General features: G+C 60.8%; 19 protein-coding genes and 1 tRNA gene. 7 read left to right on the forward strand and 13 right to left on the reverse strand.

Going from position 1 to position 24,500, the window contains the following annotated elements; all coding sequences use genetic code 11:
* Positions 1-13: 13 nt before the first annotated feature.
* The 5 genes from AACH73_RS02540 to AACH73_RS02560 all read right to left on the reverse strand — a co-directional run bounded on the left by AACH73_RS02540 (position 14) and on the right by AACH73_RS02560 (position 6,032).
* Positions 14-583, reverse strand: coding sequence for a chemotaxis protein CheB (locus tag AACH73_RS02540; protein ID WP_272740772.1), 570 nt, complete (start codon positions 581-583; stop codon positions 14-16).
* On the reverse strand, positions 580-1,407 hold the full coding sequence (locus tag AACH73_RS02545; RefSeq protein ID WP_272740771.1) for a CheR family methyltransferase: 828 nt from the start codon (positions 1,405-1,407) through the stop codon (positions 580-582). The genes AACH73_RS02540 and AACH73_RS02545 overlap by 4 nt, the downstream gene beginning before the upstream one ends.
* Positions 1,408-1,591: 184 nt before the next feature.
* On the reverse strand, positions 1,592-5,050 hold the full coding sequence (locus AACH73_RS02550; protein ID WP_338735323.1) for a response regulator: 3,459 nt from the start codon (positions 5,048-5,050) through the stop codon (positions 1,592-1,594).
* A gap of 30 nt (positions 5,051-5,080) precedes the next feature.
* Entirely contained in the window at positions 5,081-5,452 is a 372-nt protein-coding gene (locus tag AACH73_RS02555; protein ID WP_338735324.1) for a response regulator, read from the reverse strand.
* Between the two features lie 403 nt (positions 5,453-5,855).
* Entirely contained in the window at positions 5,856-6,032 is a 177-nt protein-coding gene (locus AACH73_RS02560) for a hypothetical protein (RefSeq protein WP_272740768.1), read from the reverse strand.
* A gap of 281 nt (positions 6,033-6,313) precedes the next feature.
* Between AACH73_RS02560 and argS the strand changes: the two genes are divergently transcribed.
* Entirely contained in the window at positions 6,314-8,353 is a 2,040-nt protein-coding gene (gene argS / locus AACH73_RS02565; protein WP_338735325.1) for an arginine--tRNA ligase, read from the forward strand.
* 72 nt (positions 8,354-8,425) lie between these two features.
* On the opposite strand, the gene ahpF is transcribed toward argS, so the two are convergent.
* Both ahpF and ahpC read right to left on the reverse strand, forming a co-directional pair.
* A complete protein-coding gene (gene ahpF, locus AACH73_RS02570) occupies positions 8,426-10,015 on the reverse strand; it encodes an alkyl hydroperoxide reductase subunit F (RefSeq protein WP_338735326.1) in 1,590 nt (529 codons plus the stop codon).
* 225 nt (positions 10,016-10,240) lie between these two features.
* Positions 10,241-10,804 carry an alkyl hydroperoxide reductase subunit C gene (ahpC, locus tag AACH73_RS02575; RefSeq protein WP_272740764.1) on the reverse strand — a complete coding sequence of 188 codons (564 nt, stop codon included), beginning with the start codon at positions 10,802-10,804 and terminating at the stop codon, positions 10,241-10,243.
* A gap of 445 nt (positions 10,805-11,249) precedes the next feature.
* On the opposite strand from ahpC, the gene AACH73_RS02580 reads away from it, so the two are divergent.
* The 4 genes from AACH73_RS02580 to AACH73_RS02595 all read left to right on the forward strand — a co-directional run bounded on the left by AACH73_RS02580 (position 11,250) and on the right by AACH73_RS02595 (position 17,710).
* Entirely contained in the window at positions 11,250-14,354 is a 3,105-nt protein-coding gene (locus AACH73_RS02580; RefSeq protein WP_272740763.1) for a TonB-dependent receptor, read from the forward strand.
* A gap of 131 nt (positions 14,355-14,485) precedes the next feature.
* Positions 14,486-15,190, forward strand: coding sequence for a SapC family protein (locus AACH73_RS02585; protein ID WP_272740762.1), 705 nt, complete (start codon positions 14,486-14,488; stop codon positions 15,188-15,190).
* Positions 15,190-16,224 (forward strand): cupin-like domain-containing protein, encoded by a 1,035-nt coding sequence (locus AACH73_RS02590; RefSeq protein WP_338735327.1) that lies wholly within the window; start codon positions 15,190-15,192, stop codon positions 16,222-16,224. The genes AACH73_RS02585 and AACH73_RS02590 overlap by 1 nt, the downstream gene beginning before the upstream one ends.
* 10 nt (positions 16,225-16,234) lie before the next feature.
* Entirely contained in the window at positions 16,235-17,710 is a 1,476-nt protein-coding gene (locus AACH73_RS02595; protein WP_338735328.1) for a tryptophan halogenase family protein, read from the forward strand.
* A 70-nt stretch (positions 17,711-17,780) separates the two neighbouring features.
* Here the strand turns inward: AACH73_RS02595 and AACH73_RS02600 are convergent.
* A tRNA-Ala gene (locus tag AACH73_RS02600) sits at positions 17,781-17,856 on the reverse strand.
* A 124-nt stretch (positions 17,857-17,980) separates the two neighbouring features.
* Between AACH73_RS02600 and AACH73_RS02605 the strand changes: the two genes are divergently transcribed.
* Both AACH73_RS02605 and AACH73_RS02610 read left to right on the forward strand, forming a co-directional pair.
* Positions 17,981-18,289: a YggT family protein gene (locus tag AACH73_RS02605; RefSeq protein ID WP_272740759.1), complete on the forward strand. Its 309-nt coding sequence runs from the start codon at positions 17,981-17,983 to the stop codon at positions 18,287-18,289.
* On the forward strand, positions 18,290-18,562 hold the full coding sequence (locus AACH73_RS02610) for a DUF167 domain-containing protein (protein WP_338735329.1): 273 nt from the start codon (positions 18,290-18,292) through the stop codon (positions 18,560-18,562).
* A 56-nt stretch (positions 18,563-18,618) separates the two neighbouring features.
* Here the strand turns inward: AACH73_RS02610 and leuB are convergent, their stop codons facing one another.
* From leuB to AACH73_RS02635, 5 genes are all read right to left on the reverse strand, one after another.
* A complete protein-coding gene (gene leuB, locus AACH73_RS02615) occupies positions 18,619-19,680 on the reverse strand; it encodes a 3-isopropylmalate dehydrogenase (protein ID WP_338735330.1) in 1,062 nt (353 codons plus the stop codon).
* 32 nt (positions 19,681-19,712) lie between these two features.
* Positions 19,713-20,303 (reverse strand): 3-isopropylmalate dehydratase small subunit, encoded by a 591-nt coding sequence (leuD, locus tag AACH73_RS02620; RefSeq protein WP_338735331.1) that lies wholly within the window; start codon positions 20,301-20,303, stop codon positions 19,713-19,715.
* Between the two features lie 162 nt (positions 20,304-20,465).
* Positions 20,466-21,881, reverse strand: coding sequence for a 3-isopropylmalate dehydratase large subunit (gene leuC / locus AACH73_RS02625; protein ID WP_338735332.1), 1,416 nt, complete (start codon positions 21,879-21,881; stop codon positions 20,466-20,468).
* A 117-nt stretch (positions 21,882-21,998) separates the two neighbouring features.
* The gene (locus AACH73_RS02630) at positions 21,999-22,925 is read right to left on the reverse strand and encodes a branched-chain amino acid transaminase (RefSeq protein ID WP_013478230.1); all 927 of its coding nucleotides are present in this window, start codon (positions 22,923-22,925) and stop codon (positions 21,999-22,001) included.
* Entirely contained in the window at positions 22,909-24,492 is a 1,584-nt protein-coding gene (locus AACH73_RS02635; protein WP_126419456.1) for a 2-isopropylmalate synthase, read from the reverse strand. Before AACH73_RS02635 ends, AACH73_RS02630 begins: the two co-directional genes overlap by 17 nt.
* Positions 24,493-24,500 lie beyond the last annotated feature (8 nt).

The raw sequence follows: 24,500 nt of genomic DNA on the forward strand, positions 1-24,500 counted from the left end.
AGCGAAACACGCTCTAAGCGGCTTCCGTAATCAGTTCCGCCGCAAGGCGATCCAGAGGGCGTACGAGCGCCTTCGGGCACAGGGACAGGGCCGTTTCCGGCATCAGCCGCGCATAGGCCGTCTCCGGCGACTGGATCAGGCCGCGCCCGCCCTGTGCCATGACCCTGCGCAGACCCGCCGCGCCGTCCTCATTGGCGCCGGTCAGGATCAGGCCTGTCAGGCCCGCTCCGTAGGCATCGGCGGCCGTCTCGAACAATACGTCGATGGACGGGCGCGAAAACCACACCGGCGCTTCGTTCGACAAGGCGACGGTAAAATCGGTTTCGACCATGAGGTGATAATCCGGAGGGGCGAAGTAGATGGTACCTGCCTCGATAGGGGCCTTATCTTCGGCCTCCACCACTCTCATACGACATTTGTCGTGAAACAGATCGGCCAGAACGCTCGATTTCGTCGGCGGCAGGTGAATAACCACCAGCACCGGGCAATAGTCGGGGGGCAGGTGCGGCAACAGGCTGGACAGGGCCTCTACGCCGCCTGCCGAGGCCCCGATAACGACGGCTTTGCGAGGGGAGGAGCTCATGCGGCTTCCCGCTTCTGATAGAGACGTTCTTCACGGGCGAATTCGTCGAATTTATCGTGATGATCGGTAAAGCGCAGCGTCTCCTTGGCGCCTAGGCCCAGAAACCCTTTGCGCGACAGGGACTCGGCAAACAGGGCCACGGCGCGGTTTTGCAGGTCGCGGTTGAAATAGATCAGCACATTGCGACACGACACAAACTGCGTTTCGGCAAATACCGCGTCCGTGACCAGCGAATGATCGGAAAAGACCACGTGCTTGCGCAAGGACTTGTCGAAGGTGGCCGCGCCATAGGCGGCGGTGTAGTAGTCGGACAGCGAGGTCTTGCCGCCCGACAGACGGTGATTTTCGGTAAACAAACGCATCCGGTCGAGGTCATAGACCCCGGCTTCGGCCTTGCGCAGCGACTCCTGATTGATGTCTGTGGCGTAGAAGAGGGTGCGTTCTTCCAGTCCTTCTTCGCGGAACAGGATGGCGAAGGCATAAAGCTCCTCGCCGGTCGAACAGCCGGCGATCCACACCTTCAGCGACGGATAGGTCTTAAGGTGCGGCACGACCTTTTCGCGGATGGCGCGGAAATAGGCCGGGTCACGAAACAGCTCCGAGACCTGCACCGTCAGGTAGCTCATCAGCGCGGCCAGCATGTCTTCATCGTGCAACACCATGTCCTGAAGCATCGAAATCGAGCGGCAGCCGAACTGATCGCGGGCCTGCAACAGGCGGCGTTTGATCGAGGCCATGGCGTAGCCTCTGAAATCATAGTGATATTTGAGATATATCGCCTCAAGGAAAAGGCGAATTTCTATATCCTCGATCTTGTTATGCACAACCCGTCACGCACGCCAGCCGCTAAAAGGAAAGCCACTGTAGGACCATCACGCATAAAAATAAAATCAGTAACTGATACCAAGGGTCATTGGAAATGACACTCGGTATGCCTTTCGAGACGGTCTCATGTGTCTGACACATGTGAGACAGCCTCGAGTCTTCAATGGCCGGATGCGGTTTAAGTTACCTCGGCACCCAGACGCGCACCAGCGATACCAGCTTTTCGACATCCAGCGGCTTGGCCATATAGTCATTGGCACCGGCTTCGAGGCAGCGTTCCTGATCGTCCTTCATCGCCTTGGCGGTCAGCATGATGACAGGTAGCTTCTTCCATTCCGCACGCTTGCGGATTTCGCGCGTGGCGGTGAGGCCGTCCATTTCCGGCATCATGACGTCCATCAGTACCAGGTCGATGGCGGTTTCGTGTGAGGTCTGCGCCACTTCCAGAGCCTCAAGGGCTTCGCGACCATTGCGGGCGATCTGCACGATGGCCCCCAGAGGCTCGAAGATGTTGGTGACGGCATAGACATTGCGCACATCGTCTTCGACCACCAGCAGACGCCGCCCTTCCAGCATGTTATCGCGGCCCTTGGCCCGGTGCAGCATCTTCTGCTGTTCGGGCGACAGGTCCGACACCATCTGGTGCAGGAACAGGGTGACTTCGTCGAGCAGGCGTTCCGGCGACTTGGCGCCCTTGATGATGATGGACTTGGAATAGCGGCGCAGCTTCTGTTCATCCGCTGCGGAGATGTCGCGGCCCGTATAGACGATGACCGGCGGGAAGGCGTAGTCCTGTTCGGTGGACAGCGTTTCCAGCAACGAGTAGCCGCTGGCGTCGGGCAGGCTCAGGTCCAGCACCATGCAGTCATAGGTGTGTGACTTCAGTTCCGTCAGGCACTCCGCCGCCGTGCCGACGGCTACGGTTTCGACGTCCTGCGTCTTCAACAGCGCCATCACCGAGTCACGCTGCACGGCGTCGTCTTCGACGATCAGTACGCGGCGCATCCGCTTTTCAAGACGCGTCTCAAGCTGAGTGAAGGCCTCGACCAGTTCGTCGCGTTTGACGGGTTTCAGCATGTAGCCGATGGCCCCCATCGACAGGGCGGCGTGCATGTAATCATTGGCCGACACGACGTGCACGGGGATGTGCCGCGTCTTGGGGTCGCGCTTGAGGCGGTCGAGCACCGACAGGCCGGAATGATCGGGCAGGCCGAGGTCGAGCACCACGGCGGAGGGCACGTACTGACGCACCATCAGCATGGCGTCTTCGGCCGTGCTGGCGATCAAGCACTGAAAGCCCAGATCCTGCGCCAGTTCGTAAAGAATGCGGGCAAAGGACGGATCGTCTTCCACGGCCAGCAGCAGGCGCTTGTCGCCGCTGAGCCGGTCGCGATCATCCGGAATACGGGTACGGGTCGGCAGGATCGGGGCCGCCGGTGCCTCGGCAAAGGTTTCGATAATCTGCGGTTCAGGGGCGCTGCGCGGCGTTTCGCGCGGGGCCACCTGCTGCGGGTCGTAGATCAGCGGCAGGATAAGGGTGAAGGTCGAGCCTTCGCCCGGTTCGCTTTTCAGCTCGATATGGCCGCCCAGCAGGCGCGACAGTTCGCGCGAAATCGACAGGCCCAGACCCGTGCCGCCGTACTTGCGCGAAATGGTCGAATCCGCCTGACGGAAGGCTTCGAAAATGCTGTTCTGCTGTTCGGTGGAGATGCCGATACCCGTATCGCTGACGGCAAAGCGCACCTTGTTGTCGGCTGCCGACATGCGCAGGATGACCGACCCGCTTTCGGTGAATTTCAGGGCGTTGGACAACAGGTTTTTCAGCACCTGCTCCAGACGCTGGCGGTCGGAATCGAACAGGTCGGGCAGGTTTTCATCGGCTTCGACACGGAAGGTCAGGCCCTTTTCATTGGCCAGCGGCTCGAACATCCGCGTCATGTCGCTGACCAGGCGGCGGAACGAGACCGGCTCCGCATTGATGTCCATCTGACCGGCCTCGATCTTCGACAGGTCGAGAATGTCGTTGATCAGCGCCAGAAGATCGTTGCCCGACGACTGGATGGTGCGGGCGAATTTAACCTGTTCCTCGCTCAGATTGCCGTCGCGGTTGTCGGCCAGCAGCTTGGCCAGAATGAGCGACGAGTTGAGCGGCGTGCGCAGTTCGTGGCTCATATTGGCGAGGAAATCCGACTTATAACGGCTGGCCTGTTCCAGTTCCTGCGCCTTGAGCGCGATGTCGGCGGCGCTGCGGTTCAGGTCGTCCTTCTGCTGTTCCAGTATGCGCGCCTGCTCGGACAGTTGCACATTGGTCTGTTCCAGTTCGGCCTGCTGCTGTTCAAGGCGCAGATGCGATTCCTTGAGCGCGCGGCTCTGTTCCTCAAGCTCCTCATTATTGACCCGCAGTTCCTCGGCCTGGGTCTGAAGCTCTTCGGATTGCCGCTGGGTTTCCTCCAGCAGGTTCTGCTGCATGGCCCGGTAATTGGCCGAGCGCACGGCGACGCTGATAATATCGGACGAACGCTCAAGCAGGGTGACGGTGGCCGGATCGACGCCGGCCATGAAGCCCAGTTCAACCACCGCATCGACCTGCGTTTCGGTGGCGGCAGGGGCTATGACCACGTGGCGCGGCTGCCATTGCCCCAGCGACGTCCCGACACTCAGCAGCGGATCGGGCAGGTCGGAGAGGACCGCGATCTTGCCCTCCGCTGCCGCCTGACCCAGCAGGCCTTCGTGCATCTTGATCGTCAGCGGCAGGCCCGTTTCGCCGGGGACGCCATAGGTGGCGGCCTGCTTCAATATGCCCCCGTCGCGCGCGTAGAAGGCAGCACTTTGCGCCCCCAGATAGTCGCACAGGAAGGCCAGGGTCCGTTGCCCCACCTCATCCAGGCTGGGGTCTCCGGCGAGGGCGGCCCCAAGCCCGACCTCACCATTGGACAGCCAGTTTTGCAGGGCCTGTCTTTCGGTCGAGCGGCGCACAATCATGGCGATGATCAGGGTCAGGATCACGCCCAGAATGGCGGTCGCGGTGGTGGACAGGATGGCCGTGTTAAAGGCTTCGGCGCGCTGGCGGATACCCGCCTGACGCCGGGCATTTTCCGCCGCCTCGATCTCTTTGATTTCGCGGCGGATGATGTCCATGTGGTTCTTGCCAAGGTGACGGCTGACCTCAATCGCGGCGGCCTGCATCCCCTGCGTGCGACGGATATCTATGGTGCGGTGCAATTCCGCCATTTTGAGATTGATGCGTTCTTCGATCGCATCGACCTGCGGTTTCAGCTCGGGCGACTGGGCCAGCAGCGTTTGCAGGACCTTCGCGCGCTCCTTGAGGACGAAGGTGGCGTTCTCATAGGGCACCAGATAGGCCTCGTCGCCCGTGATGATATAACCGCGCTGCCCGGTTTCGGCGTCGGTCAGGGTGGCAATCAGTTCGCTCAGGCCCAGTATGGTCTTGTGCGTCTGGGTGACTTCCTCGCTGTTTTTACGCAGCGTGACAATGTTGGTGTAGGAGATAAAACCGCTGATCAGGAAAAAGGCGGCCACAAAAATGAGGGACAGGAGGACGCCCAGACTGCTACTGGCGGCGTGGCTTTTTCCGGGAAACAGGAAGGACTTCAAAGCGTGAAGCGGACCATTCGGAGTCATAAGCAGGCGGCCTCGGGACAAATGTGGAGATCAGACGCGCATGTCCGCCGCAATGGCGTTCAGCACGGATTCGAGGGTCTGAAGATCGACGGGCTTGGTCAGGTGGTGCGCAAAACCGGCCTCGGCGGACTGTTCGCGGTGCTCGCGCTCATCCCAGCCGGTCTGAGCAACGAAAACGGCCCCCGCATGAACCGGCTTCTGACGCATTTCCCGGCACAGATCATAGCCGCTCATGCCGGGCAGTCCGATATCCATCATCACCACGTCGGGGACATAGGCTTCACCATCCGTCAGCGCCGCCTGCGGCGTCAGGCTGATGCGACAATCATAGCCCAGCATTTCGATAATCCAGCCAGTGGTCTGGGCCAAAGCTTCATTGTCCTCGACAATCAGAATCTTCATACGTGTCCCTGAGATTACGCGATGCGTGTGCGGCCGGCCCGCAGAGAGCCGGGAAGGCGAATGTCGATATGGAAACAGCACGCAAAAAACCGGACGCCGCCCTTCACGACGCCCGCGAAAACAATAGGGCCTTTTTTATGGCAAGGCAACCGTCGCGCGCGATCTTTTGAAATATAGAGGCGCCGGAAAGGCGAGTGAATGCTTTATTAAAACGCTTATGGATTATTTATATTTTTATTATCAGTAAAATTTCAGTATATAAAAAATAAAATCAGAGTAATAGTATTTTAGTTTTTAATTTTTGACAGATTTTTTGCGATTAATGGGGCGTGGGTCGGGGCGTAGTAAAGGGAATTTGGTCTATATATACTATCATTGGTCTGTGATTAAGTGCGCCTGCCGCTCAGTAGGTGCTGGGCGGGTCTGAGGCCGGAAAGGTATCTTCGACCATGGTGTCCACCTGATCTTCGGCGAGGTTGTCGCGCACCGCGCGGTCTTCACGATGGCAATGGCTCAGCGAGCGTTTGGGGTGAAGGAAGCCGTCACAGAAGGCCCTGACGATGCGTATGGTCTGGATCATGGGGTTCGTCTCCATTGAACCCCAAGCTTAACGCCGTAAAGGTAAGGGCGAGAGAGGCAAGCGCCAGCGTGGCGCAAAGAGGGGATAAGCGTGATCCTTGATATTGGGGCGCGTTTGCCATAGATGCAGGCCCCTATACCAAGGGTCATTGAAAATGACTCTTGGTATTCCATTCGAGACGGTCTCATGTCGCTGATAAATATGAGACCGTCTCGTGTCTTCAACGGCCGGGTGCGGTCAGCACCTTCGGACGTTGGTATTGTTCAGTACAGGGGATTCCCATGAACGCGCTCGCTGAGGTCAATTCGTCACGCCTGTCGGAGGTCAACGCCTTTGTCGCGCGTTACCGCCGTGAGCGCGCGGCCGCGGCTTCGGTGGCTTTTGACGCCTATCCCCTGCCGCAACTGGAAAAGCGCATCACCGACGCCCTGTCGGCGAAGGTGGGGTATGCGCTCGATATCAAGTTCGACCTGATCGACCGCACCAAGATGGGCGGCGATATTGCCCTGCGCTTTCCGCAACTGCTGAAGGACGGCGGGCCGAAGGGTTTTATGGCCAACCACCTGCCGTGGATCGTGGACATCCTCACCGGGACGGACTTTGCCGACGCCATTGCCAAGCTCGAAACCAAGGGCATGTATATCAATCTGACCCTGTCCGATGGCTGGATGCTCAGCGGGGCGCAGGCCGTGACCGAAATCGGCGCGCATTTTGGCGATTCCGACGCGCTCAGGGGGCGTTCGGCAGTGGTCGATTACTCATCGCCCAATGTCGCCAAGACGCTGCACGCCGGGCATATCCGCTCGACCATTGTGGGGCATGTGCTGTCGAACCTGTGGGAGCGGTCGGGGGCCGACACCTTCCGCGTCAACCATATCAATGACTTTGGCGGTTTCGGCTTCATGCTGGAAGGCTATCGCCGGTTTGGTACCGTCTTCCCGGCGGATTTCGGCGATAACGACAAGCTGCTGGAAATCTACAAGATCCGCCGCTCGGTTGAGCGCATCCTCGAAGGCGGCAAGGCCTCCGATGGATGGGACGCCGAAGACGCCGCCATCGCCGGGCGCTATTTCCCTGATGCGACAAATCTCGAACTGTTGAAATCTGCCTTCGCCGACTATGTGGCGGCATCAGATGCCCGCTTCCGGGCGCTGGAGCAGGGCAATGCCGATGAGGTCGCCCTGTGGATCGAAATGGTCAAGTGGAGCCTTCAGTCGTTCGAGGGCTTCTATGATGCGCTGAATATCCACTTCGACCTCGTCCTGGGCGAGAGCTTCTACTATCAGGCGGGCGATGCCGTGGTCGAAGCGGCGCTGGCGTCGGGCAAGGCTGTGGTGTTCAGCGAGGCCGATGCCGAAGCCGCCATCGCCATCGAAGAGGCGCGTTTTGCCGCCAGCGAGATCGGTGAAATCGAACGTGACACCCTGATAAAGTCTATCCGCAAGGACGTCGGCGCGGCAGTGGTCCTGCTCGATAATAATGAGCGCTTCGTGGTGCGTCGTGCCGACGGCCAGAGCATCTATTCGACGCGCGATATGGGCGCCATCCAACTGCGCGCGCAGATGTTCGACCCTACTGACGTCTTTTACGTTGTGGGTCAGGAGCAGCAGGTGCACTTCAACCGCCTGTTCCGCTCGGCCTATGCGACGGGGATTGCCGACGCGGAGAAGACCGCGTTTCAGCACGTCTATTTCGGTTTCTACGTCGATGCGAAGACCGGCAAAAAGCTGTCGTCGCGTCAGTCGGTGTCGAACGTCATCGGCCTGTTGTCGGCGGCGCAGGTCTATTTCCGTAACCGCCTGTCCGACAGGGTGGACTCCGATGAGGCCGAACTGAGCCGCGCAGCGCAGGAGCTGGCCATCGGCTCTATCGTGTTTAATGACCTCAAGCAGGACCTGAAAGGCGCGGTGGAAATCGACGCCTCGGATATGGATGCCACCATCGCCGGGTTTGAACGCTCAGGCGGGGCCTATGTCGTTTATGCGGCGTGTCGGGCGCGCAGTATTTTGCGCAAAAACGGCGGCGGTACGGCGAATATCGATGGTGTGACCTATGAGATCGACGCGCAGGAAGCCGACCTGCTCCTGAAGGTGCAGCAGATCCCGCAAAAGGTGGTGGCCGCCGCCAAAGCCGCCAATCCGTCAGTGCTGGTGCGTCACCTGATGGACGTAGCGGCGATCTATAACTCCTACTACACCCGCGTGCCGGTGATCAGCGACGGCGTGGCCAACCCCGCGCGCCTGATGATCACGCAAGCCGTTCAGGTGGCCCTGACCCGCGCACTGTCGATCTGCCATATTGAGTGCCCTGAGGCGATCTGATAAGAGAAGCGATCTGATGAAAAAAAGCCGCCTCCCACAGGAAGCGGCTTTTCTCGTTTCAGTCCTTCAGACTCAGGCGGCGATAACGTCCGCCGGGGCCGTGCTGCGGATCAGGTGGTCAAAGGCCGATAGCGAGGCCTTGGAGCCTTCGCCCATGGCGATGATGATCTGCTTATAGGGCACGGTGGTGCAGTCGCCCGCCGCGAAGACGCCTGGCAGTGAGGTCTCGCCCTTGGCATTGACCTCGACCTCGCCATGCTTCGACAGGGCCAGCGTGCCTTTCAGCCATTCGGTGTTTGGTACCAGACCGATCTGCACAAAGATGCCTTCCAGCGCGATATCGTGCGTCACGTCGTGCAGGCGATCCTTATAGCTCAGGCCCGTTACCTTGCTGCCGTCGCCCTTGACCTCGGTCGTCTGGGCATTGGTCAGCACCTTGACGTTCGGCAGGCTGTAGAGCTTGCGTTGCAGAACCGCGTCGGCGCGCAGTTCGGCGGCAAACTCCAGCAGTGTCACTTCGGCAACGATGCCGGCCAGATCAATGGCCGCTTCTACGCCCGAATTGCCGCCACCGATGACCGCCACGCGCTTGCCCTTGAACAGCGGGCCGTCGCAGTGCGGGCAGTAGGCTACGCCCTTGTTCTTGTACTCGGTTTCGCCGGGCACATTCATATTGCGCCAGCGGGCCCCGGTCGAAAGGATGACGGTCCGCGACTTCACCGAAGCCCCGCTTTGCAGCCTGACCTCGATCAGGCCGCCGGGGGTCGCTGCCGGGATCAATTGCGTCGCCGTCTGGAGGTTCATGATATCGACCTCATAGTCCTTGACGTGCTGCTCCAGGGCGGTGGCGAGCTTCGGGCCTTCGGTGTGCGGCACCGAGATGAAGTTCTCGATGTCCATGGTGTCGAGCACCTGACCGCCGAAGCGTTCGGCCACGACGCCGGTGCGGATACCTTTGCGCGCCGCATAGATGGCGGCCGAAGCCCCGGCGGGGCCACCGCCGACGACCAGCACGTCGAATTCCGACTTGGCGCTGATCTTTTCGGCTTCACGCGATTGGGCACCGGTGTCGAGCTTGGCCAGAATCTGCTCCAGACCCATGCGGCCCTGACCAAAGGGCTGACCGTTGAGCAGGATGGTCGGCACGGCCATGACCTGACGCTGCTCGACCTCGTCCTTGAACAGGGCACCGTCAATGGCGACGTGCTTTATCTTGGGGTTCAGCACGCTCATCAGGCTCAGCGCCTGCACCACGTCGGGGCAGTTCTGGCACGACAGGGAGAAGTAGGTTTCAAAGCGCAGTTCGCCGTCGATATCGAGCGCCTTGACCTGTTCGATCACCTCGGCCTCGACCTTGGGCGGGTGGCCGCCGACCCACAGAAGCGCCAGCACCAGCGAGGTGAACTCATGGCCCATGGGCAGGCCGGCAAAGGTCACGGCGACCTCTGGGCTGCCGCTGCGCACGATGTCGAAGGACGGCACACGCTCACCGCCGGACGAGACGGTCAGGGTCACCTTGGGCGAGGCGGCCACGATGTCTTCGAGCAGATCGACCAGTTCACGCGACTTGGGCTGATCATCGGTGTGCGCCACCAGTTCGATCGGCGTGCGCAGGTTTTCGAGATAGGCCTTCAGTTGGGCCTTCATGCCGTCGTCAAGCATGGCGTACTCCGTAAATTGTCGTGAAAATCATTGTCTATATGCGGGCTCCGCAAAGCCCGGATAAAGAAAATGACGTGGGTGCGGGGGGACATGGGGGGAGGCGGGCCTCCCCCCATGCGCGCCTTAGAGCCTTCGTCGGCTAAGATGAGCCGCCGAATGGCTCCAAGTTTTTGTTTGGTCGCGCAATTTTTCCGAAAAGTGGTGTCCACTTTATCGGATTGCGCTCTAGATCTTCCCAACGAGGTCCAGCGACGGGGCCAGGGTCTTTTCACCCTCTTCCCACTTGGCCGGGCAGACTTCGCCGGGGTGCGAAGCGACGTATTGAGCCGCCTTCACCTTGCGGAACAGTTCGGTGGCGTTGCGGCCCACGCCTTCCGAGGTGATTTCCATGAACTGGATGATGCCTTCCGGATCGACGAGGAAGGTGGCGCGGTCGGCTAGGCCGACGCCTGGACGCATCACGTCGAAATTGTTGGTGAGGGTGCCCGACTGATCGCCGACCATGTAGTAGTTGATCTTGCCGATGGCGGGCGAGGTGTCGTGCCAGGCCTTGTGCGAGAAGTGGGTGTCGGTCGAGACCGAATAGACTTCGACGTTCAGCTTTTGCAGCTCCGGATAGATACCGGCCAGGTCTTCCAGCTCGGTCGGGCAGACGAAGGTGAAGTCAGCGGGATAGAAGAAGAAGATCGACCACTTGCCCTTGGTATCGGCATCGGAAATATCGACGAACTTGCCTTCCTTGTACGCGGTGGCTTTGAAGGGCTTGATCGGGGTATTGATGAGGGCCATTGGGGAAATCCTTTCGTGAATGGACGATGCTGTATTCCCCATTTCGATGCAAAAGACAAATCTATAATTTTTATATTATGGATAAGTTTTTTTTATAAGGGGGGGCTGGTGGGCACGCCGAGGGGTACGCAGGGTTAACTCGCGGTTGTGACATTAAGGCAACGAGGAAAAACGATGATGAAAAATTCAAAATAAGCAGTAGAAAGGACAGCGTTGTCATGTTAGCGCTACCTCCCACAATAAGCGACTCAAGTCGCAGAGGGAAGAGCGCGCAGGGTTTTCCGACTTTGCCGAGAAACTGAGCCGCTGCCATTCAGCATGGATGGCGGGCCGCTATGTGTCAATCAGTAACGTGGTTTTTCCGTTAAGAGTAAAACCGACGGCGAAATCACGTATCCAAAAAGCGTTTTCATTAGTAAAAATATCCAACTTCTGGGAGGAAATCATGACTTCACCGAATTTCGGTGCGTCTTCTCGCGGCGCGCGTCGCGTGATTCGTAATGTGGTCTTGTGCAGCGCGTCCGGTATGGCGATGCTGGCCGGAGCCGCCTTTGCGCAGGAAGCGCCTGCGTCTAGCGACAATATCGAAACCGTGGTGGTTACGGGTGTGCGCGGCTCGCTGCAACGCTCGATGAACGTCAAGCGCAACGCTACGGGCGTGGTGGACGCCATTACGTCGGAAGACATCGGTAAGTATCCGGACACCAACCTGGCCGAATCGGTTCAGCGCATTCCGGGCGTGTCGATTGACCGCACCAATGGCGAAGGTTCGACCGTTACCGTGCGCGGCTTCGGTCCGGGCTTCAACCTCGTGACCCTGAACGGGCGCGTGATGCCGGCAGCGCAGATCAACGCCGTGGGTTCGGGTAACGGCACTGCGGGCGGCGGTTCGCGTAACTTCGACTTCTCAAGCATCGCCTCTGACGGCGTGTCGGGCTTCGAAGTGTACAAGACCGGTAAGGCCAATATTGCCTCAGGCGGTATCGGTGCCACGCTGAACATCAAGACCCTGCGTCCGATCGGCAAGGCCGGGGCCTCGGGCTCGATCTCGGCCAAGGCTGTGCACGGCGAAAACCTGATCGACGGCAAGGACTGGACGCCGGAAATCGCCGGTACCTATAAGTGGACGAACGAAGATAACACCTTCGGCGTGGCCCTGTTCGGTCAGTTCGCCGAGAAGGACGTCGCGACCCGTCAGGCCACCCAGAACAGCTGGAACCTTGATCCCCGCGATCAATTCTACAGCGCCTCCAGCGGCCGTCTTCGTTACGCCTCCAACCAGACGACACTGCTGACGCAGATCACCAACCCGCCGCCCGCCGGTGCGCTGGTCGCCTATCCGAACGACAGCCGTTACGCCCTGTCTGAAACGCATAATGAGCGCAGCAACCTCGTGGCGACAGCGCAATGGCGTCCGGTCGAAAACTGGCTGTTCACCGCCGATGCCCTCTACGTGCAGAACGAAGCGACCGAACGGCGTGCGGAACAAACCAACTGGTTCAACCGTCCGTTCGACCAGATCGTCTTCGAGAAGGGCGATTCGGGCATCTACAACGCGCTGTTCCTTCAGGAAAACCTGTCGGGCGTGAAGGATATCGGCTTCGAACAGCAACTGGTCAGCCTGAAGAGCACCCTGAAGTCGCTGGGCTTCAACGCCAAGTGGGACATCAACGACAAGATGAGCCTGACCTTCGACGCCCATTCGTCGGAAGGCAAGGTGCTGCCGAACAACCCGGACGGTTCGACCACTGTCGCCATCTCCATTGGCGCCCCGGTCATTGCCTCGCACTCGGTTGACTTCCGCGGTGAAATCCCGATCCAGAAGTACACCATCAATGATGCGTTGCGTGGCAACAATAACGGTCGTCTCGACGCGGGCGATCTGGGGTCTCAGGTTGGTCGTACCTGGACCAACAGCCAGACTAACAAGATCGACGAATTCAAGGTCGATTTCGCCTATGACTTCGACGGTGAAAGCCGCTTTGACGGCGGTGTTGACCTGCTGAAGTCGACCATGACGACCACGACGGGTTCGACCTATCAGGCGCTGGGTGACTGGGGCATTTCGCGTCCCGGTGACGTGGCGCAGTATGCGCCCGGCATGATCACGACCTATGATCTGGGTGGCCTGTTCCAGGACTTCACGCCGGGTCAGTCGAACGTGGCCTTCCGTGGCAATGCCCTCGACATCTACCGCGCTCTGGCCAAGGGCTATAATCAGTCGCTGCCGACCACCTCTTTGACGGCCAACACCATCGAAGAAGAGATCAAGGCGATCTATGGTCAGTTGACCCTTAAGGGCGACTTCCTCGGTAAGCCGGTCGGAGTGGTCGCCGGTCTGCGTTATGAAAAAACCAATGTGACGGCTTCGGCTCTGCAAAGCGTTCCGACCGCCATCCGCTGGACCGCCGATAACGACTTTGCCGTCGACTTCGGCACGGGCGTGTCGACCCTCAGCAGCCAGGCGGATTACGACAACTGGCTGCCGAACCTCGATATCACGTGGAATGTGCGTGCTGACGTGACCCTGCGGGCCTCGTACTCCAAGACCATCGCGCGTGCGGCCTATGGCAACATGTACGCTACGACGACGGTCAACACGCCGCCGCGTCCGACCGCCAACGGGACCAACCCGACGGCCTCTTCGGGTAACCCGGCCCTGCTGCCGCTGGAATCGTCGAACATCGACTTCTCGGCGGAATGGTACTACGGCCCAGCCAACTATGTGTCGCTCGGCTTCTATAACAAGGACGTGGCGAACTTCATCGGTACCGGCCGCGTGACGCAGAACCTGTTCAGCCTGCGTGACCCGACCGCTGCTACGGCTGGCTCGCGCTCCGGCACGGCCAAGACTGCGCTCAGCGAACTGGGTCAATCGCCGACCGACGTCAACCTGTTCACCATGACCGCTCTGGTTATCAAGAACAACGGCAACACGACGGCCGCCAAGAACGAGTACACCGCCAACTCTACCGGCGGTAACCTCAATCAGGCCTTCGTGGATCAGATCCTCGCCGCCTACGACATTACCGCCAATGCCAACGATCCGCTGTTCAACTTCGACACCGCTATCCCGGTCAATAACAAGACCGCGAATATCCACGGCTTCGAACTGGCCTTCCAGCACTTCTTCGGCAACACCGGCTGGGGCGTTTCGGGCAGCCTGACGACGGTCGATGGCGACATCGGCTTCGACAATTCGGCGGCACCGGGCACGCTTCAGTTCCCGCTTCTCGGTCTGTCGGACACGTACAACGTCACCCTGATCTACGATAAGGGGCCGCTGTCGGGTCGTCTGGCCTATAACTGGCGCGACAAGTACATCGCCAACACCAATGTTGGCGCGCAGGGTGACCCGCAGTACTTCGAGGCCTTCGGCGTTCTGGACGCTTCGGTCAACTACTCTGTGACGCCGAACATTCAGATCACCTTTGAAGGTCTGAATCTGACCAAGGAACACATCCGTCAGTACGGACGTGATACCACCAACCTCTACTTCGCTCAGGAACTGGACACCCGTTATCAGATCGGCGTCCGCTACAAGTTCTGATAAGAGCTTTACGTGCGTAAACGGCAAAGGCCGCGGGGAACCGCGGCCTTTGCTGCCTTCCGCCCTGTCGCCTGGCATCTTGCTGTTTGAGACGGGCGGGGTAAGTTCTATGTATTTGTGAAAGTACTTCCATGCCCAACGCCGTCCTTCTCGACAATGTCCAGCATCACGACCTGAGGGTCATCGCCGGCCACGGCTCGCATTTTGGCGACGCGTTAAATGAAATCCCCGTCTTTGCGACCGAATTTGCCGAGCTTCAGCGCGACTATCCGCTCTATTTCCGGGAGACGGAAAACGGCGGCTTTCAGACCTATGCCCTGCTGGGCCTCGATAAGGACGAAAACCTGTTTTTGGCCGACGGTCAGTGGCAGGCACGCCACGTTCCGGCCATGAGCAATCGTGGTCCCTTCCTGATTGGCATGAACGACGACCAGCCCATGCTGATGGTCGATCTCGACCACCCGCGCCTCAGCCGCAGCGAGGGCGAACCCGTATTCCTCCCGCACGGCGGTAACGCGCCCGCTCTGGAACGCCATATGCGGGCGCTGCGCACTATCCATCAGGGCGTCGAACTCAATACGCCGATGTTCGCGGCGTTTCAGGCCGAGGGCCTGATCGCGCCGGTCGAAATCGCCATCCGCCTCGACGACACCACCGAATACAAGATGCCGGGGCTGTTCTCCATCAGTCAGGAGGCCCTGTCGCAGCTCAGCGGAGAGGCGCTGGAACGCCTGAACCGCGCCGGTTTCCTGGCGCTGGCCTTTCAGATCGTGGGCTCGATGGGCAATATGGCCCGCATTATTGAGCTGAAGAACCGCAAGCGGGCCGCGCTCTGATGGCTGCGATTACCCGCCGTACGGAGGTCGTGACCGGTATTGCGCCGGACGCCATTGCGTTTGATGAACTTATGGCCGCGCAAAAGCCGGTCATCCTCAAGGGTGTGGCGCGCGACTGGCCTTTGGTGCGTGAGGGGGTAAAGAGCGCTGCGGCGGCGATGGACCTTTTGCGCCGCTTCTATCATGGACGGCCGGTGACCGCCTATACGGGCGCGCAGGAGATTGGTGGCCGCTTCTTCTACCGCGACGATATGGCGGGGCTCAATTTCACCGCCGCGCGCACCGACCTCAGCGCGTTTCTCGAAGAGGTGGCGGCGCATCTCGACGACCCTGCGCCGCCGTCCTTCTATATCGGCTCGACCGATCTGGGTCTGTACCTGCCGGGCCTGCGTGAGGCGGGCAACGACCTGAGCCTGAACCATCCCATGTTCGTGGCTAATCCGCCTTTGGCCAGTATCTGGATCGGCAACCGCACCACGGCGACCTGCCATTTCGACATGTCGCACAATATCGCGGTTTGCGTCGCCGGGCAGCGGCGCTTTACCCTGTTCCCGCCGGATCAGGTCGCCAACCTCTATCCCGGCCCGCTGGAGCCGACGCCCGGCGGTCAGGTGGTCAGTCTGGTCGATTTCCGTGATCCCGACTATGACCGCTTCCCGAGCTTCCGCGACGCCGAAGCCGCCGGTCAGGTGGCTGATATGGAACCGGGCGATGTCCTCTTTTATCCGGCGCTGTGGTGGCACCACGTTGAGGCGCTGGCACCGTTCAACATTCTGGTGAACTACTGGTGGAACACCTCTCCGGCCTTCATGGACACGCCGATGAACACCCTGCTGCACGGCCTATTGAGCCTGCGCGATCGGCCCCAGCCGGAAAAGGACGCCTGGAAGGCGCTGTTCGACTATTACATCTTCGGCCCGGCCGAGCAGGCGGGCGCGCATATCCCCGAAGCGGCGCGCGGCGCACTGGGGACGCTGAACGACATGACGGCCAGACGCCTGCGGGCGCAACTTCTGCAAAAATTAAATCGCTGAGGGAAGAGACATGCAACCGGTCAAAAAGGTAGTCATTGCCGGCGGCGGCACGGCCGGATGGTGCGCGGCGGCGGCCCTGTCGAAGCTTTTGGGGACGCTGATCGATATTACCCTGATCGAGTCGGAAGAGATCGGTATTGTCGGGGTGGGGGAGGCGACCATCCCCACGGCCCGCACCTTCCATCACTTTCTGGGCATAGATGAACGCGCCTTCCTCAAGGCGACCAATGCCACCTATAAGCTGGGCATCGCCTTTGAAAACTGGGCGCGCGACGGCGACCGCTACATCCACTCCTTCGGTGAGATCGGCAAATCCAACTGGATGGCCCCGTTTCACCATGTGTGGATGGCGGCGCGTGATAAGGGCTTTGGCGGCGATCTCGGCGACTATTGTTTTGAGCTGCGGGCGGCGGAAGAGGGCAAGTTCTTCACCTCGGATACGGCGCGCATCAACTACGCCTATCATTTCGACGCTGTGCTGTATGGGCGGTTCCTGAGGCAATTCAGCGAAGCGCACGGGGCCAGGCGCATCGAAGGCCGCATCCGTGAGGTGCGTCAGGACGCCGATACCGGGTTTATCACGGCGCTGGCGCTGGAGTCGGGTGAGGTGATCGACGGAGACCTGTTTATCGACTGCACGGGCTTTAAGGGGCTTCTGATCGAAGAGACGCTGAAGACCGGTTTTGAGGACTGGAGCCACTGGCTGCCCACCGATCGGGCGCTGGCCGTGCAGACCGCGCCATCCGGGCGGCTCGATCCCTATACGCGCGCCATTGCGCACGGCGAAGGCTGGCGCTGGCGCATCCCGCTACAGAACCGTGTGGGCAACGGGCTGGTCTATGCCAGCGGGCACCTATCGGATGAGGCGTCGCGCGAACGCCTGCTGTCACTGGTCGATGGGGAGCCCCTGACCGAGCCGCGCCTGATCCGCTACCGCACCGGGCGGCGCAACAAGATATGGAACAAGAACTGCCTGACGGTCGGCCTGTCGAGCGGCTTTATCGAGCCGCTGGAATCGACCAGCATCCACCTGTTCCAGATCGCCGTGACGCGCCTGATCCAGATGTTCCCCTTCGGCGGCATCACCGAGGCGGTCAGCGACCATTATAACGAGATTGCGCGTCGTGAAATCGAGAAGGTGCGCGACTTCGTGATCCTGCACTACAAGCTGACCCAGCGCGACGACACGGCCTTCTGGCGCGAACGGCGCGAGATGAGCGTGCCCGACAGCCTGACCGAGCGGCTAGAGATGTTCCGCGAACACGGTCACGCCTGGCAGGCGGCCGATGATCTGTTCCGCGTCGATTCGTGGGTGCAGGTGCTGCTGGGCCAAAGGCTTGAGCCGCAATCGCACCACGCCATTGGCCAACTGATGAGCGAGGCGCAACTGCGTCAGGCGCTGGAGGGTCTTAAGACCAACATCGCCCGCACGGTCGATGCCATGCCGACGCACGAGGCCTTCCTCAAAAGCTATCTGGCGGCGTGAGTTTGAGAGGCGGCGAATAAACCGACGCCCGCCGGCGGGAAGCGCGGCGGGCGTGAGGTCGAGCAAGAAATGGTGGAGCTAAGCGGATTCGAACCGCTGGCCTCCTCATTGCGAACGAGGCGCTCTACCAACTGAGCTATAGCCCCATTCCTTGTGGAAGGCGTCTTTTAATCGAACGCCGGAGACTGTCAAGTCGGGTTTGACTTGTTATAGCTGTCGGCACCGCTATATTCACAAAAAGCCGGACATGCCGGGTGCCAAGGGTTTTTCATGATCGATTTCGTCTTCTTCGTCCTCAACGGTATTTTGTCTTTCGCGGTGTGGGTCATCATCATCAGCGCGATCCTGAGCTGGCTGGTGGCGTTCAACGTCATCAATACCCGTAATCCCGGCGTGTACCGCTTCATGGAAATGCTGGATCGCCTGACCTATCCGATCCTCGAGCCTTTCCGTCGTGTCATCCCCAATCTGGGAGGCATCGACATCAGTCCGATTATCGCCATCCTGATCATTCAGGGGATGCAGCGCTTCCTGCTTCCGATGGCGCGCGCCAGCCTCTATGGCCTGACGGGTATGTAATTGGCCCGGCTGGTCGTGCGGCTGACGCCCAAGGCGGCGGCGGATCGCGTCGATGGCTGGGAGGCGGATGAGCAGGGGCGGCCCTATCTCAAGGTGCGCGTCACCGCGCCGCCGATAGAGGGTCGCGCCAATGACGCCCTGATCGCCTTTATGGCCAAGCGGTTGAAGCTGCCCAAATCGCGCCTGTCGCTGCTGGCCGGAGATACGTCGCGCCTCAAGCAGATCGAGGTCGAGGGTCTGGACGAGGCGGCGTTACGGGAGGCCCTGACATAACAAAACCCCGCCGGAATGCTCCGGCGGGGTTTTGTATTTGCAATTGTGCGAAGCGCTTACGCTGCGACCTTGGCCGCGTGGATTTGCGCCACGATCGCTTTGGTGACTTCCGAACCGGCCAGCGTACCGCCCAGATCGCGGGTCAGTTGCCCGGCCTTGATCACCGCTTCGATGGCGGCGTCCAGCGCGTCGGCTTCAGCGCTCAGATTGAGCGAGAAGCGCAGCATCATGGCCACGGACTTCAGCGTGCCTATGGGGTTGGCGAGGTCCTTGCCCGCAATGTCCGGGGCCGAGCCGTGGATCGGCTCGTAGAGGCCTTTACCGGAGCCCAGCGAGGCCGAGCCCAGCAGACCGATCGAACCCGGCAGCACCGAGGCGAGGTCGGACAGGATGTCGCCGAACATGTTTTCGGTGACGATCACGTCAAACGCCTTCGGACGGGTGACGAGGTGCATGGCCATCGAATCGACCAGAGCGTGCTCCAGCTCGACATCCGCATATTCCGCCTTGTGCAGCTTGATGACCGTTTCGCGCCACAGACGCGAGGTCTCGATGACATTGGCCTTATCGACCGAGGTGACCTTGTTGCGACGCTTGCGGGCGGCTTCAAAGGCGACGCGGGCGACGCGCTCGATTTCCTCGACCGTATAGACACATTCATCGACGGCGCGGTCTTCGGTGCGGGTCTGCTTGCCGAAATAGAGACCACCGGTCAGTTCGCGCACAATCAGCATGTCGGCACCCGACACGATCTCTTCTTTCAGCGGCGAGCGGAAGGCCTGCGAGGCCGGGACGTCCATCGGGCGCAGATTGGCGAACAGACCCATCGACTTGCGCACGGCCAGAAGGCCCTGCTCCGGGCGCTTGGGTTGCAGGTCCCACTTCGGACCGCCGACCGCCCCCAGCAGCACCGCATCGGCGGCCAGACAGGCGGCGTCGGTATCGGCGGGGTAGGGGTCGTTTCGCTCATCAATGGCGATGCCGCCGATCAGCTTTTCTTCGAAGTTGAAGGTGTGGCCATAGACCTCACCGATGGCCTTCAGCGCGGACACGCCCGCGGCGGCGACTTCGGGACCGATGCCGTCACCCGGCAGCACGACGATGTTGAAGGTGGACATAATAATTTTCCAGTATGTGACGCAGTAAGGGCTCAGGCAGCTTTATTGTTTGTTTTTTCGTAGGCTTCGATTTCCGGCAGGCGCTTCAACAGCCAGCCCATGGCATCGACGCCTTCCAGCAGGCATTGGCGCGCGAAGGCTTCGACCTGGAAGGTGACGGTGGTGCCGTCTTCCAGCGTCAGGGTGCAGGATTCGAGGTCGATGGTGACGCGCTGCTGCGGGTTTTGCGTCAGCTTGTCGTGGATTTCGGGCGACACCACGACCGGCAACAGGCCGTTTTTCAGGCTGTTCGACTTGAAGATGTCGGCGATCTCGGTCGAGATGACGGCCTTGAAGCCATAATCCATCAGCGCCCACGGGGCGTGTTCGCGCGACGAGCCGCAGCCGAGATTGTTGCCGGCGACCAGCACGCGGTGCTCGGTCGGGTCGATCTCATTGAGGATGTGTGGCTTGTTCGAGCCGTCGGCAGTGTAGCGCCAGTCGTTGAAGGCGACCTTGCCCAGACCGGCCTTGGTGGTCGTGGTCAGGAAGCGCGCGGGGATGATCTGGTCGGTGTCGATATTGGCTTCCGGCAGGACGACGATGCGTGAGGAGAAGCTGTTGACGGGTTCTTGGTTGGACATGGTCTTTTCCATTTCATAAGAGCCCCCACCCCCAGTCGCTGCGCTCAGGGTCCCCCTCCCCAGCAAGCTGGGGAGGTAAAAGAGCGCTTTTTCGATCATACCTCCCCGGCGTGCCGGGGAGGGGGACCGCGCCGTGAAACGGCGGGGTGGTGGGGGGCTTTCTTACGCGGGTTGCAGTTGCATGAATTGACGGGGGTCGGCCACATGACCGGCAATGGCCGAGGCCGCGGCGGTGGCCGGTGAGGCCAGAACCGTGCGCGAGCCGGGGCCCTGACGGCCTTCGAAATTGCGGTTCGAGGTCGAAACGGCCAGTTGCCCCGGCAGCACGAAGTCGCCGTTCATGGCAATACACATCGAGCAGCCCGGCAGACGCCATTCCGCACCGGCTTCGAGGAAGATCTGATGCAGGCCTTCCTTTTCGGCTTCGACGCGCACCCATTCCGAACCCGGCACGATCAGGGCGCGCACGCCCGGCGCGACCTTGCGACCCTTCATGATGGCAGCGGCGGCGCGCAGATCGGCCATGCGGCCATTGGTGCACGAACCGATGAAGACCACATCGACCTTCTCCACCTCGCGGGCCTCGCCGCCGGTGAAGCCCATGTATTTCAGCGCGCGTTCTTCGTCTTCGTTCGCGGCCACGGGAACGCCCTTGACGATGGGCGCACCCTGATCGGGCGAGGTGCCCCAGGTGGCCATGGGTTCGATGGCCGAACCGTCGATGGTGATTTCCTTATCAAACACGGCACCGTCGTCGGACTTCAGCGTCAGCCACTGGGTGGCGGCTTCGTCAAAGGCCGCGCCTTGCGGCACGTATTCGCGGCCGCGCAGCCATTCGACCGTCTTCTGGTCAGGGGCGATCATGCCGCAGCGCGCGCCCGCTTCGATCGACAGGTTGCAGACCGTCATGCGGCCTTCCATGTCGAGCGCTTCGATGACCGGCCCGGCATATTCGAGCGCATAGCCCGTGCCGCCGGAGAAGCCCAGCGTGTTGATGACGGTCAGCGCCACGTCCTTGCCCGTCACGCCCGGTTGCAGCGCGCCGGTGATGTTGATGCGCATGGTCTTGGGCTTACGCTGAGCGAGGCACTGGGTGGCCAGAACGTGGCCGACTTCCGAGGTGCCGATGCCGAAGGCGATGCAGCCGAAAGCGCCGTGGGTCGAGGTGTGCGAATCGCCGCAGACGACCGTGAAGCCCGGCTGGGTCAGGCCCATTTCCGGCCCGATGACGTGGACGACGCCGCGGTTTTCGGCCTCATAGCCGAACAGGCGCAGACCGTTTTTGGCGGCATTGGCCTCAAGCGTTTCCACCTGCTTCTTGGCCTGCGCTGTCACATAGGGGCGGTTGCCGTCGGCATCGGGGGCAAGCGTCGGGATCGAGTGATCGAGCGTGGCAAAGGTGCGATCGGGACGACGTACCTTCAGGCCGCGCGCATCCAGTTCGGAAAAGGCCTGAGGACTGGTCACCTCATGAACCAGATGCAGGTCGATGTAGAGGACGGCGGGCTTGTCCGCACCTTCTTCCTCAACGATGTGGCGTTCCCACACCTTCTCGAACAATGATTTGGGTTTTGACATGATGGTCGTCCGTGCACTTCATAAAGAGCCTCCCCTGATCTCAGGGGAGGGGGACCGCGCGGCTAAAAAACCGCGCGGTGGTTGGAATGGCACCATCGGGGTCACCCCCGCGGCGGTTTAATTCACGTAGTCGAGCCAGCCCCACTTGTCTTCGGTCTGGCCATTAAACAGGCCGTGGAAACGGGCCTGCAGCAGCTTGGTGATCGGGCCGGGGCCGTTTTCACGCGTCGGAATGTCGTCGATGGTGCGGATCGGCGTAATTTCCGCCGCCGTACCGGTCATGAAGACTTCGTCGGCGAGGTAAAGCATTTCGCGCGGCAGGTCCTGCTCGATGATCTCGATGCCCTCTTCGCGGGCGAGCGTCAGCACGGTGTTGCGCGTGATACCGCCCAGGATCGAGGCCGAGACCGGCGGGGTGTAGATCTTGCCACCCATCATCAGGAACAGATTTTCACCGGCCCCTTCCGACAGACGCCCATCGACGCCGAGGCCCAGACCTTCGACATAGCCCTTCGAGCGCGCTTCGCGGCCGATCAGGTAGGACGACAGGTAGTTGCCGCCGGCCTTGGCCATTACGGGGATGGTGTTCGGCGCGGCGCGGTTCCACGAGGAAACGATGACATCAACGCCCTTGGTCAGGCCTTCGTCACCCAGATAGGCGCCCCAGGGGAAGGCGGCGATGGCGACATCGACGCGGACGTTTTCCGGCTTCGGCGTCACGCCCATGCCGCATTCGCCCAGGAAGGCAATCGGGCGCAGATAGGCGGATTTCAGGCCGTTGACACGCAGGGTTTCCTTACAGGCGTCGTTGATCTGTTGCAGCGTGTAGGGGACCGGCATGTGATAGATGCGGGCCGAATCGAGCAGGCGCTGGGTGTGTTCGGTCAGGCGGAACACCGCCGGGCCCTTCGGCGTGTCGTAGGCGCGCACGCCCTCGAAGACCGAGGTGCCATAGTGCAGGGCGTGGGTCATGACGTGGACCTTGGTGTCCTCCCACGCCTTGAGTTCACCGTTGAACCAGATTTTTTCAGCGAGCGGTTTCATGTTGTTTCTCAGAATTCAGGTTTGAGGCATGAGTCTTCCGGTCGTGCAGGAAGACGTATTTTTCAAAAGCGTCGCACATGGCGCGAAGCCCGGCCCATACAGGGTCGGGGCCGCGACCACGGCCCCGGTATGCCTCACCCTTAATCTGTAAACTGATTTCTGCAAAGGCCCCGCCGTCGAAGGTGAACCCCGACTGGATGATTTCGCAGTCATTGACGCGCGCCTCGATCTGATAGGCGTCCACCAGAGCGCGGAACCCGGCCTCAAAGGCATTGAGCCCCGTGGCCGTCACCTTCAACGGTTCGCCGTTGTCGCGGAACAGGTCGAGCGTGATCGTGACGAAGTCCTTGGTGACTTCGCTCGACACCTTGAACAGGCGCGCATCGTCCTTGTCGGCATTGTCGCGCGTGAGCAGCGACATCAACTCGAACTCGTCGATTTCCCCGATCTCATCGGCGCGGCGCTTGAAGGCGGCAAACAGGTCGCCCAGCGACAGCTCATCAAGGTCGAAGCCCAAGGCCGCCGCCTGCTTCGCGATGGCGTGGCGGCCCGAATGCTTGCCCAGCACCAGATTGGACTTTTCCGCCCCGACGTCTTCCGGGCGCATGATCTCATAGGTGCGCGCATCGGTCAGCATACCGTGCTGATGGATGCCCGATTCGTGGGCGAAGGCGTTGCGCCCGACGACCGCCTTGTTGCGCATGACGATGGTGCCGGTGGCTCGCGACAGGAGGTGGCTGGCCTTGCTCAGCAGCGGCGTATGGATGCCGGTGTGCAGCTTGAACAACTCAGGCCGCGTGCGCAGCGCCATGACGACCTCTTCCAGCGCCGCATTACCCGCACGCTCGCCGATGCCGTTGATGGTGACTTCGATCTGACGCGCTCCGGCTTCGAGGGCGGCCAGCGTATTGGCAACGCCCAGCCCCAGATCGTCGTGATTGTGCGCCGACAGGATGACCTGTGGATGGTCCTTCAGGGCGGCCTTCAGGTCGCTGAAAATCTGATAGATTTCCTTCGGCGTGGTGTAGCCGACCGTGTCCGGAATATTCAGCGTGCGCGCCCCGGCCTCGGCCGCGGCGATACACACCTCGTGCAGGAAGTCCTGTTCGGTACGGATGGCGTCTTCGGGCGAGAACTCGACCTCATCGAAAATGGTCGAGGCGTAGCTGACGGCCTTGTGGGCGATTTCAACCACCTGCTCGCGCGTCTTCTTCAGCTTGGCCGCGCGATGGATGGGCGAGGTGGCAAGGAAGATGTGGCAGCGCTTGCGCTTGGCGGGCAGCAGTGCACGGGCGGCGGCGTCGATGTCGGATTCCAGCGCGCGCGACAGTGAGCAGAAGGTGGGGCCGACCACTTCGCGGGCGATGGTACGGATGGCTTCCTCATCGCCGGGCGATGAGGCGGCGAAACCCGCTTCGATGACGTCCACGCCCAGATCCTTGAGCGTGTGGGCCAGCATCAGCTTATCCTTGACGCCTAACGAAAAGCCGGGGGCCTGTTCGCCGTCACGCAGGGTGGTGTCAAAGACGATGACGCGGTTGGGGTCGTTGGGGACGATGGCATTCATGATGGAAC

Origin of the sequence: Asticcacaulis sp. DW145 (assembly GCF_037101385.1) — a bacterium.
In the GTDB taxonomy this organism is placed as follows: Bacteria; Pseudomonadota; Alphaproteobacteria; order Caulobacterales; family Caulobacteraceae; genus Asticcacaulis; species Asticcacaulis currens.

What these genes read in the sequence shown, in the direction of transcription:
- AACH73_RS02540 (WP_272740772.1), bottom strand. Translation starts at nt 583, where the DNA reads ATGAGCTCCTCCCCTCGCAAAGCCGTCGTTATCGGGGCCTCGGCAGGC.
- AACH73_RS02550 (WP_338735323.1), bottom strand. Translation starts at nt 5,050, where the DNA reads ATGACTCCGAATGGTCCGCTTCACGCTTTGAAGTCCTTCCTGTTTCCC.
- AACH73_RS02555 (WP_338735324.1), bottom strand. Translation starts at nt 5,452, where the DNA reads ATGAAGATTCTGATTGTCGAGGACAATGAAGCTTTGGCCCAGACCACT.
- AACH73_RS02560 (WP_272740768.1), bottom strand. Translation starts at nt 6,032, where the DNA reads ATGATCCAGACCATACGCATCGTCAGGGCCTTCTGTGACGGCTTCCTT.
- argS (WP_338735325.1), top strand. Translation starts at nt 6,314, where the DNA reads ATGAACGCGCTCGCTGAGGTCAATTCGTCACGCCTGTCGGAGGTCAAC.
- ahpF (WP_338735326.1), bottom strand. Translation starts at nt 10,015, where the DNA reads ATGCTTGACGACGGCATGAAGGCCCAACTGAAGGCCTATCTCGAAAAC.
- ahpC (WP_272740764.1), bottom strand. Translation starts at nt 10,804, where the DNA reads ATGGCCCTCATCAATACCCCGATCAAGCCCTTCAAAGCCACCGCGTAC.
- AACH73_RS02580 (WP_272740763.1), top strand. Translation starts at nt 11,250, where the DNA reads ATGACTTCACCGAATTTCGGTGCGTCTTCTCGCGGCGCGCGTCGCGTG.
- AACH73_RS02585 (WP_272740762.1), top strand. Translation starts at nt 14,486, where the DNA reads ATGCCCAACGCCGTCCTTCTCGACAATGTCCAGCATCACGACCTGAGG.
- AACH73_RS02590 (WP_338735327.1), top strand. Translation starts at nt 15,190, where the DNA reads ATGGCTGCGATTACCCGCCGTACGGAGGTCGTGACCGGTATTGCGCCG.
- AACH73_RS02595 (WP_338735328.1), top strand. Translation starts at nt 16,235, where the DNA reads ATGCAACCGGTCAAAAAGGTAGTCATTGCCGGCGGCGGCACGGCCGGA.
- AACH73_RS02605 (WP_272740759.1), top strand. Translation starts at nt 17,981, where the DNA reads ATGATCGATTTCGTCTTCTTCGTCCTCAACGGTATTTTGTCTTTCGCG.
- leuB (WP_338735330.1), bottom strand. Translation starts at nt 19,680, where the DNA reads ATGTCCACCTTCAACATCGTCGTGCTGCCGGGTGACGGCATCGGTCCC.
- leuD (WP_338735331.1), bottom strand. Translation starts at nt 20,303, where the DNA reads ATGTCCAACCAAGAACCCGTCAACAGCTTCTCCTCACGCATCGTCGTC.
- leuC (WP_338735332.1), bottom strand. Translation starts at nt 21,881, where the DNA reads ATGTCAAAACCCAAATCATTGTTCGAGAAGGTGTGGGAACGCCACATC.
- AACH73_RS02630 (WP_013478230.1), bottom strand. Translation starts at nt 22,925, where the DNA reads ATGAAACCGCTCGCTGAAAAAATCTGGTTCAACGGTGAACTCAAGGCG.
- AACH73_RS02635 (WP_126419456.1), bottom strand. Translation starts at nt 24,492, where the DNA reads ATGAATGCCATCGTCCCCAACGACCCCAACCGCGTCATCGTCTTTGAC.